Genomic DNA, 20817 nt, shown 5'->3' with positions numbered 1-20817 from the left:
CGATTAGGGTATTTTTATGCAAAGGTTGTTATAAAAATTCGAAAGTGGTAACATAAAAATCAGAAAGATGAGGGATGACGATGAGCCATTTGTTAACGATGAGTGAATTATCGGAAGTAGAAATTTCAGAAATCCTAAAAGATGCAGAAGATTTTGCGAATGGAAAAGAGAGCAAAACGACAGAGCAAACTTTTGTTGCGAACTTGTTCTTTGAGAATAGTACGAGAACGAGATTTAGCTTTGAAGTTGCTGAGAAGAGATTAGGACTTGATGTTTTAAACTTTTCAGCTGATGCATCTAGCGTACAAAAAGGAGAAACTCTATACGATACGATAAGAACACTAGAATCAATCGGAACAAAAGCAGTGGTCATCCGCCACGAGCAAGATCGCTACTTCGATGAACTAAAAGATCAGGTGAATATTCCAATCTTAAATGCTGGAGATGGATGCGGAAACCACCCAACACAGTGCCTACTGGACCTTCTTACAATTAAACAAGAGTTTGGAAGATTTGAAGGTTTGAAGATTGCAATAGTAGGAGATGTTCGTCATAGCCGAGTAGCACGTTCTAATGCAGAAGCATTAACGAAGCTTGGTGCAACAATTTACTTTGCAAGTCCAGAAGAGTGGAAAGATGAAGACAACACATTTGGAACATACAAACCATTAGATGAACTTGTTCCAGAAGTTGATGTAATGATGTTACTTCGTGTACAACATGAGCGTCATGATCATTATGAAACAGACATTATGAAAGAATATCATGAGAAACACGGATTAACAGTAGAAAGAGAAAAGCGTATGAAAGAAGGAAGCATTATTATGCATCCAGCTCCTGTAAACCGTGATGTTGAAATTGCAAGTGAACTTGTTGAGTGTGAGCGTTCACGTATATTTAAACAAATGGAAAATGGAGTTTACGTAAGAATGGCTGTACTAAAACGCGCCTTACCAAATGTATTAGGAGGAATGAAACATGAATTATTTGTTTAAAAATGGTCGTTATATGAATGAAGAAGGAAAAATCGTAGCAACGGATCTTCTCGTACAAGACGGTAAAATCGCTAAGGTAGCAGAAAATATTACGGCAGATAATGCTGAAGTAATCGATGTGAACGGAAAGTTAATCGCACCTGGATTAGTAGATGTACACGTACATCTTCGTGAACCAGGTGGTGAACATAAAGAAACAATTGAAACAGGTACACTAGCAGCGGCAAAAGGTGGATTCACTACAATTTGCGCAATGCCAAATACACGCCCGGTACCAGATTGCAGAGAACATATGGAAGACTTGCAAAAACGTATTGAAGAAAAAGCTCATGTTAACGTACTACCATACGGAGCAATTACAGTACGTCAAGCTGGTTCTGAAATGACAGATTTCGAAACATTAAAAGAACTTGGAGCATTTGCTTTCACAGATGACGGCGTAGGCGTACAAGATGCGAGCATGATGTTAGCGGCTATGAAACGTGCAGCAAAATTAGATATGGCAGTAGTTGCGCACTGTGAAGAGAATACGCTTATTAATAAAGGTTGTGTACATGAAGGGAAGTTTTCTGAGAAACACGGATTAAACGGTATCCCATCAGTATGTGAATCTGTACATATTGCAAGGGATATACTGCTTGCTGAAGCAGCAGATTGCCACTATCACGTATGTCATGTAAGTACGAAAGGTTCTGTACGTGTAATCCGTGATGCGAAACGCGCTGGAATTAAAGTAACAGCAGAAGTAACACCGCATCACCTAGTGTTATGTGAAGATGATATCCCATCAGCTGATCCTAACTTTAAAATGAACCCACCGCTTCGTGGAAAAGAAGACCATGCAGCATTAATTGAAGGTTTATTAGATGGAACGATCGATATGATCGCAACTGACCATGCACCGCATACAGCGGAAGAGAAAGCACAAGGAATTGAAAGAGCACCGTTTGGAATTACTGGTTTTGAAACAGCATTCCCGCTTTTATACACAAACCTTGTGAAAAAGGGAGTTATTACGCTAGAACAGTTAATTCAATTCTTAACAGAAAAGCCAGCTGATACATTCGGCTTAGAAGCAGGTCGCCTAAAAGAAGGTAGAGCAGCTGATATTACAATCATTGATTTAGAACAAGAAGAAGAGATTGACCCAACAACATTCTTATCAAAAGGAAAAAATACACCATTCGCAGGTTGGAAATGCCAAGGATGGCCGGTAATGACAATCGTTGGTGGTAAGATCGCATGGCAAAAGGAGAGTGCATTAGTATGAAAAGACAACTTATCTTAGAAGATGGAACAGTATTAATTGGAACAGGTTTCGGAGGCGAAATCGAAAAGTCAGGTGAGGTTGTATTTACAACAGGAATGACTGGATATCAAGAAACATTATCTGATCCATCATATTGCGGTCAAATCGTAACATTCACGTACCCATTAATCGGAAACTACGGCATTAACCGTGACGATTTTGAATCCATTCACCCATCTGTAAATGGTTTAATCGTAAACGAAATTTGTGATCACCCATCAAACTTCCGTAATGAAATTTCGTTAAATGATTACTTGAAAGAAAGAAATATCCCAGGATTAGCAGGGATTGATACGAGAAAATTAACGAGAAAAATTCGTCAATACGGTACATTACGTGGACGCCTTTGTAACATGGATGCAGATGTAGAGTACATTGTAAGCCAATTAAAAGCGACAGTATTTACAGATCATGTAAAACGCGTATCAACGAAAGATCCATACCCAAGCCCAGGTCGTGGTCACCGAGTTGTACTAGTAGACTTCGGTATGAAACATGGTATTTTACGAGAATTAAATAAGCGTGACTGTGATGTAATTGTAGTTCCTTACAACACAACAGCGGAAGAAATTTTACGCCTTAGCCCAGATGGAATTATGTTAAGTAATGGACCTGGAGATCCGAAAGATGTACCAGAAGCAATTGAAATGTTAAAAGACATTATCGGTAAAGTTCCTTTATTCGGAATTTGCCTAGGACATCAATTGTTCGCTCTAGCATCAGGTGCAAATACAAGTAAGTTGAAATTTGGTCACCGTGGTTTAAACCATCCAGTAAAAAATCTTGCAACTGGAAAAGTAGCAATTACATCTCAAAACCACGGATACGCAGTAGAAGAAGAATCAGTTGAAAATACAGATCTTGAAATTACACATGTTGCTTTAAACGATGGAACGGTAGAAGGTCTTCGTCATAAGAAGTTCCCGGCATTTACAGTACAATACCATCCAGAAGCTTCAGCGGGACCAGAAGATGCAAATGATTTATTCGAAGATTTCTTAACAATGATTGAAAACTTCAAGAAAGAAGGGGAAGAGTTATGCCAAAACGCCTAGACATTAACACAATTTTAGTAATCGGATCAGGACCAATTGTAATTGGGCAAGCAGCGGAGTTTGACTACTCTGGTACACAAGCTTGTCAATCTCTTAAAGAGGAAGGTTACAAAGTAATCCTTGTTAACTCTAACCCAGCAACAATTATGACGGATACTGCAACAGCAGATAAAGTATACATCGAGCCATTAACATTAGAATTCGTAAGCCGTATTATTCGTAAAGAACGTCCTGATGCAATCCTACCAACATTAGGTGGTCAAACAGGTTTAAACATGGCTGTTGAACTTGCAAAATCAGGCGTACTTGACGAGTGCGGAGTTGAAATTTTAGGAACAAAATTATCAGCAATCGAGCAAGCGGAAGATCGTGATTTATTCCGTACATTAATGCAAGATTTAAATGAACCAACACCACCAAGTGAAATTATTCATAACCTTGATGAAGCATATGGATTTGTAAACGAAATTGGTTACCCAGTAATCGTTCGACCAGCGTTCACATTAGGAGGAACGGGCGGCGGAATTTGTCATAACGAAGAAGAGCTAATTGAAATCGTAACAAGTGGTTTAAAACATAGCCCAGTAACACAATGTTTATTAGAGAAAAGTATTGCTGGCTGTAAAGAAATTGAATACGAAGTAATGCGTGATTCAAATGATAACGCGATTGTAGTGTGTAACATGGAAAATATCGATCCAGTTGGTGTTCATACAGGTGATTCAATCGTTGTAGCACCGAGCCAAACGCTAAGCGACCGTGAATACCAAATGTTACGTAACACGTCATTACGAATTATTCGTGCACTAGGAATTGAAGGTGGATGTAACGTTCAGCTTGCACTAGATCCATATAGCTTCCAATACTATGTAATCGAAGTAAATCCACGTGTAAGTCGTTCATCTGCACTAGCATCTAAAGCAACTGGATATCCAATTGCGAAATTAGCAGCAAAAATTGCAGTCGGCTTAACGTTAGATGAAATCGTAAACCCAGTAACACAAAAAACTTACGCTTGCTTCGAGCCAGCGTTAGACTATGTTGTTTCAAAAATTCCACGTTGGCCGTTTGATAAGTTTGAATCAGCGAACAGAACGCTTGGAACACAAATGAAAGCAACTGGTGAAGTTATGTCAATCGGACGTAACTTAGAAGAATCATTACTAAAAGCAGTTCGTTCTTTAGAGCTTGGCATTTATCACTTAGAATTAGACCACTTAAAAGAACTTGATAAAGAAACGATGAAAAAACGTATCATTAAAGCGGATGATGAACGACTGTTTATTGTAGCAGAAGCAATTCGCCAAGGTGTAACGAAAGAAGAAATCAATGAATGGTGTGAAATGGACTTCTTCTTCTTACAAAAAGTTGAAAACATCGTAAATATGGAACGTGAAGTAAAAGCGAATGTAGGAAATATGGAAGTACTACAAACTGCAAAAGAAATGGGCTTCAGCGATCACTACATTGCAGCAGCTTGGAACAAAACGGAGCGCGAAATTTACGATATGCGTAAAGAAAATAATATGATGCCAGTATTCAAAATGGTAGATACTTGTGCGGCAGAGTTTGAATCTGCAACGCCATATTACTACAGCACATATGCGGACGAAAATGAATCGATTGTAACAGATCGTAAGAGTGTAGTAGTTCTAGGATCTGGTCCGATCCGTATTGGTCAAGGTGTTGAGTTTGATTACGCAACAGTTCACTCAGTATGGGCAATTAAAGAAGCTGGATATGAAGCAATTATCATTAACAACAACCCAGAAACAGTTTCAACAGACTTCAGTATTTCTGACAAATTATACTTTGAACCATTAACGATTGAAGATGTAATGCATATTATCGATTTAGAAAAACCAGAAGGTGTTATCGTTCAGTTCGGTGGACAAACGGCAATTAACTTAGCAGCGAAACTAGAAGAACACGGTGTGAAAATTTTAGGAACATCACTTGAAGACTTAGACCGTGCAGAAGATCGTGATAAATTCGAAGCTGCTTTAACAAAACTTGGCATCCCGCAACCAGTTGGTAAAACAGCAACGACTGTAGAACAAGCGGTAGCAATCGCAGAAGAAATTGGTTACCCAGTATTAGTAAGACCATCTTACGTACTAGGTGGACGTGCGATGGAAATCGTATATCGTCAAGAAGAACTACTGCACTACATGAAAAATGCAGTTAAAGTTCATGCAGATCACCCAGTATTAATCGACCGTTACATGGTTGGTAAAGAAATTGAAGTAGATGCAATTTCCGATGGTGAGAATGTATTCATTCCAGGTATTATGGAACATATTGAACGCGCTGGAGTTCACTCTGGTGACTCAATTGGAGTATATCCACCACAAAGTTTATCTGAAAAACTAAAAGAACAAATCATTGAACATACAATTGCACTTGGAAAAGGATTAAACATTGTTGGATTACTAAATATCCAGTTTGTAGTATTCAAAGATCAAGTGTACGTAATTGAAGTAAATCCACGTGCAAGCCGTACAGTACCGTTCTTAAGTAAAATTACAGGCGTACCGATGGCGAATGTTGCAACGAAAGTTATTTTAGGGCAAGACCTAGTAGAGCAAGGATACGGAACTGGCTATCACCCAGAAGAGAAAGAAGTATATGTAAAAGCTCCGGTATTCTCATTCGCGAAACTACGCTCAGTTGATACAACATTAGGACCTGAAATGAAATCAACAGGGGAAGTAATGGGTAAAGACTTAACGCTTGAAAAAGCATTATATAAAGGATTAGTTGCTTCTGGAATTAACATCCCAACGCACGGCTCAGTAATCATTACTGTAGCGGATAAAGATAAAGAAGAGGCGATGGAAATTGCAAAACGTTTCCACGAAATCGGCTATAACTTATTAGCAACAGCTGGAACAGCACAATCATTAGAAGAGCAAAATATCCCAGTACAAGTTGTAAACAAAATTGATTCTGAAGACTACAACTTACTAGATATTATCCGTCAAGGAAAAGCACAGTTTGTAATTAACACATTAACAAAAGGTAAACAACCAGCGCGTGATGGTTTCCGCATTCGCCGTGAATCAGTAGAAAATGGTGTGGCTTGCTTAACATCACTTGATACAACAAGAGCAATCTTACGAGTATTAGAATCTATGACATTCTCAGCTCATTCAATGAAAGAAATTACGCAAACAAAGCGTCACGAGGTGGTACATGCATGATGCAAAAGCAAAATATGATCGTCGTTAACCAAAAAGAAATCGCAAAAAATATTTACGAATTAGTGCTTCAAGGAACGTTAGTACAGCAAATGAACGAACCAGGGCAGTTTGTACACATTAAGGTAGCAGAGGGCATTGCGCCCCTTCTGCGCCGCCCAATTAGTATTTGTAATGTAGATCAAGAGAAGAACGAATTTACAATGCTATATCGTGCCGAAGGACAAGGGACAAAAACATTAGCAACTAGAAAACAAGGTGAAATGGTAGATGTACTAGGACCATTAGGACACGGTTTTCCTGTAGAAGAAGCAGAAGCTGGTCAAACAGCTTTACTAGTAGGTGGGGGAATTGGTGTACCACCACTTTATGAATTATCACAGCGCCTCGTTGCAAAAGGTGTACGTGTTATTCACATCTTAGGCTTTCAAACGAAAGATGTAGTTTTCTATGAAGAAAAATTTGCAGAACTTGGTGATACGTACGTTGCGACAGTAGACGGTACACACGGTACAAAAGGATTTGTCACAGATGTAATTGATAATTACGGAATTGACTTTGATATTCTTTATTCATGTGGTCCGCTAGCGATGCTTCGTGCACTAGAAGGACGTTACAAAGAGAAAAAAGCCTATATTTCATTAGAAGAACGTATGGGCTGTGGTATTGGAGCTTGTTTCGCATGTGTATGCCACTTACAAGAAGATCCAAGTGGACATTCTTACAAGAAGGTGTGTAGCGACGGACCAGTATTTCCAATCGGGGAGGTTGTACTATGAACAGATTGCAAGTTGAATTACCAGGATTATCATTAAAAAATCCAATTATACCGGCATCTGGATGCTTTGGGTTTGGTCGTGAATATGCACAGTTTTACGATTTAAGTGTACTAGGATCAATCATGATTAAAGCGACGACAGAACAACCACGTTATGGAAATCCAACGCCTCGTGTTGCTGAAACACCAGGGGGCATGCTAAATGCAATCGGACTTCAAAACCCGGGATTAGACAAAGTAATGAATTCGGAATTACCATGGTTAGAACAATTTGACCTTCCAATTATTGCAAACGTTGCAGGCTCACAAGCTGAGGATTACGTAGCGGTTGCGAAGGAAATTTCTAAAGCGCCTAATGTCCATGCACTAGAATTAAACATTTCTTGTCCGAACGTAAAAACAGGTGGTATCGCCTTTGGTACAAATCCTGAAATTGCTGCTGATTTAACGAAGCGAGTAAAAGAGGTTTCTGAAGTACCTGTATACGTGAAATTGTCACCGAACGTGGCAAACATAGTAGAAATTGCAAAAGCGATTGAAAATGCAGGTGCAGATGGTTTAACGATGATTAATACATTGCTTGGTATGCGTCTAGATTTAAAAACAGCTAAACCAATTTTAGCAAACCGTACAGGCGGATTATCAGGTCCTGCGATTAAGCCAGTAGCAATTCGCATGGTACATGAAGTAAGCCAAGCGGTTAACATTCCAATTATCGGAATGGGTGGTATTGAAACAGCTGAAGATGTAATTGAATTCTTCTATGCTGGCGCAAGCGCAGTTGCAGTAGGTACAGCGAACTTTATCGATCCGTTCGTATGTCCGACAATTATTGAAGAGTTACCAGCATTATTAGATGAATTAGGATTTGATCACATTTCGGAATGTCAAGGAAGGAGCTGGAAGCAAACATGTCACAGTCGTTAATCGTTGCACTAGATTTTCCAGGGAAACAAGAAGTAGAACAATTCTTACACCACTTTGAAGGGGAAGAGTTATTTGTCAAAGTAGGTATGGAGTTATTTTACAAAGAAGGCCCTGCGATTATTACGTACTTAAAAGAAAAGGGACATAAGATCTTCTTAGATTTAAAACTTCATGATATTCCGAATACAGTAAAAAGCGCTATGCGTAGCCTAGCTAGTCTAGATGTTGATATGGTAAATGTTCATGCTGCTGGGGGAAGCAGCATGATGAAAGCTGCGATTGAGGGATTAGAGGAAGGTAAGCAAGAAGGAAAAGAGAGACCGATTTGTATTGCAGTTACACAACTAACAAGCACTTCGGAAGCTATGATGAAAAAAGAGATCGGCATTGAGAAAACGTTAGAAGAAGCGGTTGCTCATTATGCAAAATTAACGAAAGAAAGTGGACTTGATGGCGTTGTTTGTTCAACACTTGAAGTTCCAAAATTACGTGAAGTATGCGGAAATGAATTTGTAACAGTAACACCGGGGATTCGTCTTGCAAGCGATGATGTAAATGACCAAGTGCGCGTAGCAACACCGAAACGTGCGAGGGAACTTGGCTCAAGCTACATCGTAGTTGGACGTAGTATTACAAAAGCAGAAAATCCGCTTGAAGCGTATAAAACAGTAAAACAACAGTGGGAAGGTGTAACAGTATGAAAAAAGAAATCGCATCGCATTTATTAGAAATTGGAGCAGTATTTTTACAACCGAATGATCCATTCACTTGGTCTTCAGGTATGAAATCACCAATTTATTGTGATAACCGTTTAACTTTATCTTATCCAAAAGTACGTCAAGCGATTGCAGCTGGATTAGAAGAGTTAATTAAAGAGCACTTCCCAACTGTAGAAATTATTGCAGGAACAGCAACTGCTGGTATTGCGCACGCTGCATGGGTAAGCGATCGTATGGATTTACCAATGTGCTACGTACGTAGTAAAGCAAAAGGTCACGGTAAAGGGAACCAAATCGAAGGAAAAGCTGAAAAAGGTCAAAAAGTCGTAGTAGTAGAAGACTTAATTTCAACTGGCGGTAGTGCAATTACATGTGTAGAAGCACTTCGCGAAGCTGGATGTGAAGTATTAGGAATCGTATCAATCTTCACATATGAGTTAGAAGCAGGAAAAGAAAAACTAGAAGCAGCTAACGTAGCATCATATTCTTTAAGTGATTACAGTGCATTAACTGAAGTTGCAGCAGAAAAAGGTATGATTGGACAAGCTGAAACGAAAAAATTACAAGAGTGGCGTAAAAATCCAGCAAACGAAGCTTGGATCACAGCGTAACACGAAAAAAACGACTGCGGGGGAACGCGGTCGTTTTTTTATATCATTGTTATAATTTCATGTAACGAACAGATAGTAGGAATATCGTACTTGAGTTGTGAGTTATCCCGATTCAACCATATCCCTTGCATCCCAGCTGCTGTACTACTAATCGCATCAGTCTCTAATCGATCGCCAATATAATAGCAGTCTTTCATTTCAAGATTCGATTGTAATACACTACTGTGAAAAATTTCAGGATCTGGTTTCGATATCCCAAGTTCACTAGAAGTAAATATATATTTGAAATATTGTAGAATGTTTAGAGTAGTTAACTTTTCGACTTGTTGCTCATATTCACCATTACTAATGATACCTAATGAGTACCCTTTTTCCTGCAAGGTCTGTAATGTATAGTTTACATCTTCAAACGCGGTCCAGTTGTTCTTATATAGTTCTATATATTGATTGAATTTATGCTGAGATTCCTCGGGGGATAAGTTTACTCCATATGCTTTAAATAAATGATACATTCGCATCCTTTGTTGTTCCTGAAAAGATAATTCTTTGGACAAAAATTTGTTGAAATATTCTTCTGATAATTCATGCCAGACTTTCGTGGCCTCTAATTCATTGCCTGAAAAAATAGTATTATATATTTGAAAAAAATCTATAATACCATTTCTTTCAGCAGCCTCATATTCAAGTAAAGTTCCATCAATATCAAAGAAAATCATATTACAATCTCCTTAACTACTTAGTGCTTTCTGCAAGCTTATATCCTTTTACAAACAATAGAGTCACATAAGAAACAATAAATGAGAAAATGCTATACATGCCGACCCAAAAGAAAAATTTTGGAGTAAAGGCGATAACACCTATTATTAAAAAACTAGCAAACGTTACAATCGGCATTACGTAATACGTTTTCGTCTTGCGCGTTCCAATAACAGAAACGATAAAGATAAGTAACGGACAAATTAATAAGACGAAAATCAATTCATTCATAGTTATTTCCCCTTTTCTAATTGCAGTAATCTGTTTCTCGTAAACGTTTTGAAAAAATTACTCTCCTAATATAATTTCGCTAAGGGATAACGAATCCCTGTTGAAAACCAGTAATTCATGATGAATTTTACAAGAAAAAACGTAAGCAAGAGAACACTTGCTTACGTTATAAAATAAACATCGCAACGATCGTGGTGACAATTAAACCGATAACAACCGGTAAAAAGTTTCGGCGTGCAAGTTCAAATGGATCGACTTTACAAATCGCAGCAGCAGGAATAAGTGCCCAAGGAATTAACGTCCCGCCCCCGGTCCATATAGCTGCAATTTGCCCGAGAGCTGTTAATGTAGCTGTTCCATGGCCAAGTGCTGTTCCAAAAAGATTGGCAATGGAACCAGCAAGTGATATACCTGAAAAACCTGATCCATCTAAGCCGGTAATGACACCCACGATGGTTAATGTCCCTGCCGATACATATTGATTTAAAGGAACAGTTTGAGATAAAGCGATGCCTAAGTCGTTAATGATTCCGTGTGAACCTTTCGGTAAATAGTCTCCGATAATTTTCACAAAGCCACTATCTCCTAAATAAAAGAGTGCAGCGATAGGAATAACTGGTCCGAAAATTTTAAAGCCAAATTGGAGCCCTTCTATGAAATAATCGGTTGTTTTATTCAGTCCATTACCTTTGTAGGCGATGAGAGAAATGATGATAATCATAATAACAGTTGTTCCGCCGATAAGTGCAGTTGCGTCGCTTCCTTGTAGTTTAAATTGAATCATGCAAAGGATATCAATGATATATACGATAGGGATACAAATAGCGAGCCATTTCTTTGTGCGAGGAGATAATGAAGTGAGCGTTTTAGAAGACTCAGTTGATAGAATAGATTCTTGTATAGCTAAGCCTGTATGAAACTCTTTTCGTAAGAAGAAAAAAGCGACGGAAGTTGTCACAACGCCCATAACGATAACGAGTGGAACACTTGCAGATACGACGCTGGAAACAGGGAGACCAGCCGCGTCTGCAGTTAATTTCGGTGCACCTTGAATAACGAAGTCTCCAGATAAGGCGATGCCGTGTCCAAATAAGTTCATAGCAATTGCAACCCCAATTGGAGGAAGGCCGACACGTACAGCAACCGGTAATAAAATAGCTCCCATTAAGGCGACAGCTGGAGAAGGCCAAAAGAAGAAAGAAATGGTCATCATTAAAAGGCCGATAATCCAGTAGGCGAGTGTAGGTGTACGAATCATTTTTGTAAATGGTGAAATCATCGTATCATTTATGCCAGTATGAACGAGTAAATTGCTCATTGATACGATAATGGAGATGATTAATATAGTTGGTAATAGCTCAGTAATGGCGTAAATGAAACTTTGAAAAATCCCGCTAATGGCAAGAGGGATAGAACTTGTTGCAGTTAATGCTAATAAAAAGATAAAAACGATACAAATGATAGTCGTATCTTTCCGGAGAATAAAAAAGGTAATAATAGTGAGTAAACAAATAATGTAGAGAGCGTGTAATAGCGTTAATTCAACTCCCATAACATTCACATCCTTTAGGCATTCGTGTAGTTTATTGTATGAAAGCAGTGAAAGTATGTGAGTATAGGAAAAAGAAAAAAGTAAAATTTCATGTACTGTAATGATGAGAACGATAAATGGATGTTACAATACAGTTAATCCTAAAAAATGAATAAAAGAAAGTGCCACCTTATCTGGTGGCACTTTCTTATTTTACTGCATGAGCTTTTTGCATCTTCCTAATTAAGCGAATTTGTCCGCGATGATTGATTTCATCTTCAAATACGTGAAACCATTTAAAGTAGTTGTTAGCTGGTTTGTCATACCAAAAGTCTGTCGTTTTAAATAGCCATTCATCAGGTAAAGATTGAAATGTTTCAATTGTTTTAGAGCGTACTTCTTGTAATGTATTAATGTAAAATTCTAAAGAGTTTCCTTTTATTTTTTCTCGTCCAAGATTCCCTAACTCAATAGCTGGCAACCAATGTTCTAATTCAGCTTCCGTCGGTTCACGATCCTCAAAGGTATGGATTTGGTAGTAAAATTCAATAGCAGCCATGTGATATAACAGCATGCCAATTGAATTGGCTTCTTTATCATATAAATAATCAAGTTCTTCAATTGTTAAACTTTCCACTGCTTGCATTGTTGTATAACGAGCGTAATTCATCATGGAAACAAGTTTTGAAAACTCAACTTGTAAACCATCTATTTTATCAATTACAAAATTCAATTTAAATTCCCCCTCTTTAAATGAACACTCCAGAGAAGGAATTCTATGTGTAGAAAAAAACTCCTTTTAAAAAGGCCATGATTTTAACAAGGGATTACAATTAGTTCTCTATTTGATTTTGTAATAACTTCATATCCGTCTTTTGTAATGACGATATCATCTTCAATTCTACAACCGCCCCAGTTCGGTATGTAAATGCCCGGTTCAACTGTAACAACCATACCTTCTTTTAATGTAGCTTTACTTTCTTGGGATAAGCGAAGAGGTTCATGTATTTCTAAGCCAAGACCATGACCAGTAGAATGACCAAAATATTGACCATATCCACAATCTGTAATGTAGTTTCTTGTTACATCATCGATACTTTTCGCAGTTTCTCCAGGCTTAATCGCTTCAGTCCCACGTTTTAACGCTTCTCGTACAACATTGTATATTTTTTTGAATTCTTCCGATGGTTCCCCTATTGCTACGGTACGTGTTATATCGGAACAATATCCGTCGTAAAGTGCACCAAAGTCTAATGTAACGATGTCGCCTCGTTCAATTATTTTATTTGATGCAACTCCATGTGGAAGAGAAGAACGAACACCAGAAGCTACAATAATTTGAAATGATGAAGATGTAGCACCTTTTTTTCGCATGAAAAATTCTAATTCATCTCGTACAGCATTTTCACTTATTCCTGGTTTTAGAAACGTAAGAATGTGATGAAATGCTTCGTCCGCGATATTAGCTGCAATTTTCATTGTTTCTATTTCAGGCGTGTCTTTAATGATACGAATATTTTCGATAATTTCGCACACTTGAATCATTTCCGCCTGTACGTATTTTTGCAAGTTTTTATATTGTTGCAATGTCATGTTGTTTTCTTCAATTCCAAGTTTTTGAATGTTTAATTTCGATACTTGATGTGCAATTTCTTTTTCTAAATTTCCTTTATGCATAATAATTTCAGCATCTTTTATTTGTGATTTCGCTTGATCTACATAGCGGAAATCAGTGATGAAAACAGCTTGATCGGCAGAGAGTAAGACGACGCCAGCACTACCTGTAAAGCCTGTTGCATATTGGCGGTTTTCTTTTTTTGTAATAAGTAACCCCTCAATTTCATAGTTTTGTAGTTGATTTTGGATTTTATTAATTTTTAAAGTCATGTTAATTCCTCCTATTCATAGTATTGAATAAAGCAAATAGCGTGCCAAAATGTATATTTGAAGAAAGGATAGTAGGGACAACATATATTTTAGGGGAGATAAAAAAATAGCCCGTAATTTGTGGGAGACGGTTTGTTCATAAAATCTAGATTGCTTCAATGAATAGCAGGGGGATGGGGAAAAATGATTGGAGTTACACTTGTACTTTATTTACATGCTGTAAAAAATTTTATACAAATGTGAAATGATACTGTCAATTTTTTTGACAATATTGAATGGATATAGCAACGAAATTGAAAACATATAAAAAATGCGCTGCATACAAGCAACGCATTTTTTTATTTATGCTTTTAATTTCATTACAATATCAGCATCTGGTGTTACATATACGGTTTGCTGATTGTCGTACGTAACAAAACCAAGTTTTGCACCACTCGGTTTTTTGACATGGCGTATTTTGGTGAAATCAACAGGTACAGAGCTAGACTCTTTCGCTTTACTGTAATAGGCAGCAATTTTGGCGGCTTCTAGTAAAGTTTCTTCAGCAGGCTCTAAAGAACGAATGACAACGTGAGAGCCAGGTATATCTTTCGTATGTAACCAAATTTCATCACGGCGGGCAAACTTCGTTGTTAAATAATCATTTTGTTTATTGTTTTTACCAACGAAAATCTCTGTGCCATCACTTGCTACATATTTATCTAATACTGGTTTAGTAGGCTTTTTCTTTGCGTTTTTCGTTTTGCGATTGCGCACATAACCTTCTTCAGCTAATTCCTCACGAATTTCTTCAATGTCTTTTGAAGAAGCAGCTTCCATTTGTTGAAGTAAGCTATCAAAATAAAGAATTTCTTCATTTGTTTTTTCGATTTGTTCTTCTACAACAGCAACCGAATTTTTTGCTTTTTGATACTTTTGGAAATAGCGTTGTGCATTTTCAGATGGTGTTTTTAAAGGATCTAATGTGATTTTTACAGTTCCACCATCCTCATCGTAATAATTAACGACCTCAATATCTTTATCGCCCTTTTTTAAAGCGTACATATTGGCTGTAAGTAGCTCTCCAAATAGTTGATATTTATCTGCTTTTCCAGCATCTTGCAGTGTTTTTTCGAGTTTAATGAGTTTTTTCTCGTTTTTATTTTTTTCGTTTTGCATAAAGCGTTCTAAATCATGAGCTTGTTGTTTTACACGATCACGTTCTGCTTTGCCAAAGAAGAAACGATCTAACAATTCGCTCACTGATGAGAATGTTTTTTCTTCTCCTTGCAAGTGTGTAAGAGGGAAAAGATAAAAGAATTCTTTTCCATTTGCAGTAATCATTGTAGGTGTATATGCATGAGATAGTAATGGTGTTTGTATAGAGAAAAATGCTTCTGATAATGCTTTCTCGTTTACCATACCGGCTTTCTTTACTACTTCTTTTGCAAATAATGGGGATATTCCCATGAAAGCACCGACGAGTTGTTTATCCATATTTCCAGATAGAAAGTCTAGCGGTCTAATAAAATCATCTGCGGTTTCAATTTGCAGAGGATTGATTTTATGTTGGGCTGGTGGCGCGACGTACTCAGCACCAGCATATACAGTTCGGTGACGGTTTACGGCTAATGAAACGTGTTTTAAGCTATCTAAAATCACGTTTGTTTTCGTATCTAATAAGATAATGTTACTATGTCGTCCCATTATTTCAATTACTAATGTTTTTAATGATTCGTCTCCGATTTCATTACGACTGCGAACTGTAATTTGAATAATGCGTTCTAAGTCGATTTGTTCAATTTTTTCAATAAATCCACCTTCTAAATGTTTGCGAAGAAGCATACAGAACATCGGCGGTATTGCTGGCGAATCGTAGTTTTGATTCGTTAAGTGCATACGCGCATATGTAGGATGAGATGAAAGAATTAGTTTTTGGTTCTTTCCATTCGCTCGAATATGTAATAAAATCTCGTATTTTGAAGGTTGATATATTTTGGAAATTCTTCCTGTGTAAAGAGAATTTTCAATTTCATGTGTAATCGCTCTTGTAAATAATCCATCGAATGCCATAAATGAACACTCCTTTCTAACTAAATGTTAATTATAGCATTTTTTTGGACGAGGCTGAATAAGCTTTCAATAGAGTATGTCTGGAATCAGGAGGTCGATAGCAGGATGAACTGGTATGGAATGCGAGCACATGAAGTGGAAGAAAGAACGAATACGAATGTAAAGGTTGGACTTACAGAGAAAGAAGCAGAAGGGCGAGTAAAGAAATTTGGTACTAATGAATTAGAAGAAGCAAAAAGGCCTTCTGCACTAATGGTATTTTTAGCACAGTTTAAAGATTTCATGGTACTCGTTTTGTTTGGAGCAACAATTGTTTCTGCGTTTTTAGGTGAATACATTGATTCTATTGCTATTGTTGCCATTGTTATTATCAATGGTATTCTCGGCTTTTTTCAAGAAAGAAAAGCTGAAAAATCATTGGAAGCTTTAAAGGAACTAGCTGCCCCGCAAGTTACTGTAATGCGGAATGGAAAGTGGGTAAAAGCACCATCTAAAGCACTTGTTTTAGGTGATATTATTAAGTTTTCCAGTGGTGATCGTATTGGGGCTGATGTGCGTCTTGTTGAGGCATCAAGTTTATATATTGAAGAGTCTGCTTTGACAGGGGAGTCCGTACCTGTACAAAAGAAGGTAGAAGCACTGCAAGGGCAAGATGTTGCAATTGGGGATCAAAAAAATATGGCTTTTATGGGGACAATGATTACGCGAGGATCTGGTACAGGAGTCGTTGTAGCAACTGGTATGAATACAGCGATGGGGCAAATTGCAAATATGTTGCAAAATGCAGAGCAAATGGAAACGCCACTGCAAAGAAGGTTAGAACAGCTCGGAAAAATATTAATTATTGTAGCTCTTATTTTGACAGCGCTAGTTGTATTGGCTGGTGTGTATCAAGGGAATGAAGTATATCATATGTTTTTAGCTGGCGTATCGCTAGCTGTTGCGGCTATTCCAGAAGGATTGCCAGCAATTGTTACAGTAGCTTTATCACTTGGTGTACAGCGTATGATAAAAAAGAGAGCAATTGTAAGGAAGTTACCGGCCGTAGAAACGTTAGGCTGCGCTTCTGTTATATGCTCTGATAAAACGGGAACAATGACACAAAACAAAATGATGGTAACACATATGTGGTCAGGCGGAGAATTGTGGAAAGTGACAGGGCAAGGATATGAACCTAATGGCTCTTTTATGAAAGGTGAAAAAGAAGTGAATCCAGCTAAGACAAAATCACTTTATCAGCTACTTACATTTGGTTCACTATGTAACAATGCAAATATTATTCAAAAGAAAAAGGCGTACGTATTAGATGGGGATCCAACAGAGGGAGCGCTTGTAGCTGCGGCAATGAAAGCTGGGATAACACGTGAGGCATTGAAAGGGAAATTTGAAATTATTCGTGAATTTCCCTTTGATTCAACTCGAAAAATGATGAGTGTTATTGTACGAGATCGAGAGGGGAAAAAGTTTATTGTTACGAAAGGAGCACCGGATGTTCTTTTGCAACTGAGTCAAACAATCTTATGGGGGGATAAGCAGCAGCCGTTAAGTGAGCTATATAGAAAAGAAGTACAGGCGGCTATTCATAGCTTAGGTAGTCAAGCGCTTCGAACAATTGCAGTTGCGTTTAAACCTTTAAAAGTAACGGATTCTATTGAACATGAAAGAGACGTTGAAAAAGATTTTATGTTGGTTGGAATACAAGGTATGATTGACCCGCCAAGGCCAGAAGTCGCGCAGGCGGTAAAAGAGTGTAAAGAAGCTGGTATTCGAACAGTAATGATTACAGGTGATCATAAAGTTACAGCAATGGCGATTGCTGAACAATTAGGAGTTTTACCACCAGATGGACGCGTTGTTGAAGGAGTAGAACTCGCGAATATGGATGTGGAGGAATTAGAAAATGTTGTAGAAGATACGTATGTATTCGCTCGTGTATCACCTGAGCATAAATTGAAAATTGTTAAAGCATTGCAAAATCAAGGACATATAGTAGCGATGACAGGTGATGGAGTGAACGATGCTCCAGCGATAAAAACAGCGGATATTGGGATAGCGATGGGGATTACAGGGACAGATGTTGCAAAAGAAGCCTCTTCACTTGTTTTACTAGATGATAATTTTGCTACAATTAAGTCAGCGATTAAAGAAGGAAGAAATATATACGAGAACATACGTAAGTTCATTCGCTACTTATTGGCGTCAAATGTTGGAGAAATTTTAGTTATGTTATTTGCGATGTTACTTGCATTACCACTGCCGATGGTTCCTATTCAAATTTTATGGGTGAACTTAGTTACTGATGGTTTACCAGCGATGGCATTAGGTTTGGATAAGGCTGAAGGAGATGTGATGAAGAGAACACCGCGTCACCCGAAAGAAGGGGTATTCGCTAGAGGGCTTGCGTGGAAAATAATAAGTCGAGGGTTTTTAATTGGAGCAGTGACGTTAGTGGCGTTTATTATTGCGTATAACCAACATCCAAATGAACTGAAATATGCACAAACTGTAGCGTTCGCGACGTTGGTACTTGCACAGCTTATTCATGTATTTGATTGTCGTAGTGAGCATTCTGTCTTTCACCGTAATCCATTTGGGAACGTGTATTTAGTAGGGGCGGTTATTATTTCGTTACTACTTATGCTAGTGGTTATATATTATCCACCGTTACAACCGATCTTTAGCACAATGCCGATACAAGCAAGAGATTGGTTATTAATTGGAGGTTTGTCATCAATTCCGACTTTCTTACTAGTAGGTTCTTTATTAACAGGGAAAAAGGCTAAGAAGAAAAAGCCGATGTTATATAAGAAGGGATTAAACTTGAAATAGTCAATGTTATGAAAATGTGATATAATTTACAGAAGGTAGTAGAGCCTTGTCTCTATTACCTTTTTCATTGAGTTATTTTATGGCTTGGATGTGATAAAAATGATTTCTAGTATGACAGGGTTTGGAAGATCGAAAGTAGAAAGTGATACTTTTCAAATTACAGTAGAAATGAAATCGGTGAACCACCGTTTTTTAGAGATGAGTATTCGACTTCCTAAGCAAATGATGGTATTTGAGGACAAAATTCGTAAAATAATTGCACAGCAAGTTCGACGTGGACGCATCGAAGTGTCTATTAGTATAGCAGGTGAAGGACTTGTTGAAAGAAAATTAAGTGTGAATTGGTCACTTCTTGAGCAGTACCAATCGATGATGGAAGATATAAAAGGGAAATTTCAATTACAAGATTCTATTACACTCGAACAATTAATGGCAATGCCAGAAGTAACAGCAATTGAAGAAATAGAAAATGTAAATGAACATTTTGAGAACAGTTTATATGAGGCTGTTCGTCAAGCTGCTCATATGTTGAAAACGATGAGAGATGGCGAAGGAGAACGATTACATAAAGATATAGCGTATCGTTTACAAGAGATTAGCAATTGTGTAAATGCAATTATTCCACATGCACCAATTGTTACACAAAAATATCGTGAACGATTAGAAAATCGCTTAAAAGAATTACATAATCAAGATCTAGATGAACAAAGATTGCTAACAGAAGTTGCAATCTTTGCAGAGCGTTGTGATATTCATGAAGAGTTAGTTCGTTTGCAAAGTCATTTAGAGCAATTTCGTGAAACATTGCAGATTGAAGAGCCTGTTGGAAGGAAAATGGATTTCATCGTGCAAGAGATGCATAGAGAAATTAATACGATTGGTTCTAAGGCAAATGACTTAACAATTTCAAAATATGTTGTAGAAATGAAAAATAACCTTGAAAAAATTCGTGAACAAGTACAAAATATTGAGTAGCTTTCAAAAAATATATAAAGTTATACGTGGTGGAGAAATCGGATAGACTTACTAGGAGGCGCAAACTATGGCCATGCGGTTTTTAAATATTGGATACGGAAATATTGTATCTGCTCATCGAATTATTGCTATTGTAAGTCCGGAGTCAGCTCCTATTAAACGAACAGTACAAGAAGCACGCGAACATAATGCTTTGCTTGATGCTACGTATGGGAGAAAAACAAGGGCGGTTATTGTTATGGATGATGGGCATGTTGTATTAAGTCCAATTCAACCAGAGACGATTGCACATCGTTTGAATAATAAAGAAGATTTAAGTGAGGAAGGGTAGGTTTTACATATTTATGAGAAGTAGAAGAGGATTGCTCATCGTTCTTTCAGGGCCTTCTGGGGTTGGAAAAGGGACGGTTCGTAAAGAGCTGTTTAGCCATGAGGATACACGTTTTCAGTACTCTATTTCAGTAACGACACGTAAGCCGCGTGAAGGTGAAGTAGATGGTGTGGATTATTTCTTTAAAGAAAGAGAAGAATTCGAGGAAATGATTCGTAATGAAAAATTACTTGAGTGGGCTGAGTTCGTAGGTAATTATTACGGAACACCGATTGACTATGTTGAAAAAACATTACAAGAAGGAAAAGATGTATTCTTAGAAATTGAAGTGCAAGGAGCAATTCAAGTTAAGAAAGCTTTCCCAGAAGGTGTATTTATTTTCTTAGCACCTCCAAGTTTATCTGAACTAAAGAGCCGTATTGTCGGACGTGGTACAGAGACTGAAGATGTTATTGAAAATCGTTTAACTGTAGCGAAAGAAGAAATCGAGATGATGGACGCTTACGACTATGTAGTAGAAAACGATCAAGTTGAATTAGCTTGTGATAGAATTAAAGCAATTGTGGTTGGCGAACATTGCCGCCGCGAAAGGGTAGCAAAATATTATAAAGAAATGACGGAGGGTCTATAA

The 20817-nt window shown here is 37.7% G+C and carries 18 protein-coding genes; 12 read left to right on the top strand and 6 right to left on the bottom strand.

Going from position 1 to position 20817, the window contains the following annotated elements:
- Positions 1-80 precede the first annotated feature (80 nt).
- From pyrB to pyrE, 8 genes are read left to right on the top strand one after another with little or no spacing between them, the layout of a single operon-like run.
- Positions 81-995 (top strand): aspartate carbamoyltransferase, encoded by a 915-nt coding sequence (pyrB, locus tag MHH55_RS13460; protein WP_000018849.1) that lies wholly within the window; start codon positions 81-83, stop codon positions 993-995.
- Entirely contained in the window at positions 979-2265 is a 1287-nt protein-coding gene (gene pyrC, locus MHH55_RS13455) for a dihydroorotase (RefSeq protein ID WP_001108367.1), read from the top strand. Before pyrB ends, pyrC begins: the two co-directional genes overlap by 17 nt.
- Positions 2262-3359, top strand: a complete 1098-nt coding sequence (locus MHH55_RS13450) for a carbamoyl phosphate synthase small subunit (protein WP_000828680.1) — start codon at positions 2262-2264, stop codon at positions 3357-3359. Before pyrC ends, MHH55_RS13450 begins: the two co-directional genes overlap by 4 nt.
- Entirely contained in the window at positions 3344-6562 is a 3219-nt protein-coding gene (gene carB / locus MHH55_RS13445; RefSeq protein WP_001126101.1) for a carbamoyl-phosphate synthase large subunit, read from the top strand. The genes MHH55_RS13450 and carB overlap by 16 nt, the downstream gene beginning before the upstream one ends.
- Entirely contained in the window at positions 6559-7338 is a 780-nt protein-coding gene (pyrK, locus tag MHH55_RS13440; RefSeq protein ID WP_000983359.1) for a dihydroorotate oxidase B electron transfer subunit, read from the top strand. Before carB ends, pyrK begins: the two co-directional genes overlap by 4 nt.
- Positions 7335-8264: a dihydroorotate oxidase B catalytic subunit gene (gene pyrD, locus MHH55_RS13435; protein ID WP_001081049.1), complete on the top strand. Its 930-nt coding sequence runs from the start codon at positions 7335-7337 to the stop codon at positions 8262-8264. The genes pyrK and pyrD overlap by 4 nt, the downstream gene beginning before the upstream one ends.
- Positions 8249-8965, top strand: coding sequence for an orotidine-5'-phosphate decarboxylase (pyrF, locus tag MHH55_RS13430; protein WP_000083510.1), 717 nt, complete (start codon positions 8249-8251; stop codon positions 8963-8965). Before pyrD ends, pyrF begins: the two co-directional genes overlap by 16 nt.
- Positions 8962-9594 (top strand): orotate phosphoribosyltransferase, encoded by a 633-nt coding sequence (gene pyrE / locus MHH55_RS13425; protein ID WP_000711440.1) that lies wholly within the window; start codon positions 8962-8964, stop codon positions 9592-9594. The genes pyrF and pyrE overlap by 4 nt, the downstream gene beginning before the upstream one ends.
- 38 nt (positions 9595-9632) lie before the next feature.
- On the opposite strand, the gene MHH55_RS13420 is transcribed toward pyrE, so the two are convergent.
- From MHH55_RS13420 to MHH55_RS13395, 6 genes are all read right to left on the bottom strand, one after another.
- Positions 9633-10310, bottom strand: coding sequence for an HAD family hydrolase (locus tag MHH55_RS13420; RefSeq protein ID WP_048538890.1), 678 nt, complete (start codon positions 10308-10310; stop codon positions 9633-9635).
- Between the two features lie 16 nt (positions 10311-10326).
- On the bottom strand, positions 10327-10581 hold the full coding sequence (locus MHH55_RS13415; RefSeq protein ID WP_001003935.1) for a YbeF family protein: 255 nt from the start codon (positions 10579-10581) through the stop codon (positions 10327-10329).
- A gap of 166 nt (positions 10582-10747) precedes the next feature.
- Complete coding sequence (locus tag MHH55_RS13410) at positions 10748-12133, bottom strand: membrane protein (RefSeq protein WP_000537875.1); 1386 nt, start codon at positions 12131-12133, stop codon at positions 10748-10750.
- 187 nt (positions 12134-12320) lie between these two features.
- Positions 12321-12845 (bottom strand): DinB family protein, encoded by a 525-nt coding sequence (locus tag MHH55_RS13405; RefSeq protein WP_001012048.1) that lies wholly within the window; start codon positions 12843-12845, stop codon positions 12321-12323.
- Between the two features lie 83 nt (positions 12846-12928).
- Complete coding sequence (locus MHH55_RS13400) at positions 12929-13999, bottom strand: M24 family metallopeptidase (protein WP_000172817.1); 1071 nt, start codon at positions 13997-13999, stop codon at positions 12929-12931.
- 342 nt (positions 14000-14341) lie between these two features.
- Positions 14342-16051 carry an Rqc2 family fibronectin-binding protein gene (locus tag MHH55_RS13395; protein WP_000863284.1) on the bottom strand — a complete coding sequence of 570 codons (1710 nt, stop codon included), beginning with the start codon at positions 16049-16051 and terminating at the stop codon, positions 14342-14344.
- Between the two features lie 105 nt (positions 16052-16156).
- Between MHH55_RS13395 and MHH55_RS13390 the strand changes: the two genes are divergently transcribed.
- The 4 genes from MHH55_RS13390 to gmk all read left to right on the top strand — a co-directional run bounded on the left by MHH55_RS13390 (position 16157) and on the right by gmk (position 20817).
- Positions 16157-18880, top strand: a complete 2724-nt coding sequence (locus MHH55_RS13390) for a calcium-translocating P-type ATPase, SERCA-type (RefSeq protein WP_001104776.1) — start codon at positions 16157-16159, stop codon at positions 18878-18880.
- A 99-nt stretch (positions 18881-18979) separates the two neighbouring features.
- Complete coding sequence (locus MHH55_RS13385) at positions 18980-19855, top strand: YicC/YloC family endoribonuclease (RefSeq protein WP_000625866.1); 876 nt, start codon at positions 18980-18982, stop codon at positions 19853-19855.
- 67 nt (positions 19856-19922) lie between these two features.
- A complete protein-coding gene (gene remA, locus MHH55_RS13380) occupies positions 19923-20186 on the top strand; it encodes an extracellular matrix/biofilm regulator RemA (RefSeq protein ID WP_001251456.1) in 264 nt (87 codons plus the stop codon).
- A 13-nt stretch (positions 20187-20199) separates the two neighbouring features.
- Positions 20200-20817 (top strand): guanylate kinase, encoded by a 618-nt coding sequence (gene gmk / locus MHH55_RS13375; RefSeq protein ID WP_001257741.1) that lies wholly within the window; start codon positions 20200-20202, stop codon positions 20815-20817.

The sequence above is a fragment of the Bacillus sp. FSL K6-2944 genome, from assembly GCF_038005385.1.
Lineage (GTDB): Bacteria > Bacillota > Bacilli > Bacillales > Bacillaceae_G > Bacillus_A > Bacillus_A cereus.
This window is presented reverse-complemented; position numbering and strand designations above follow the sequence as displayed.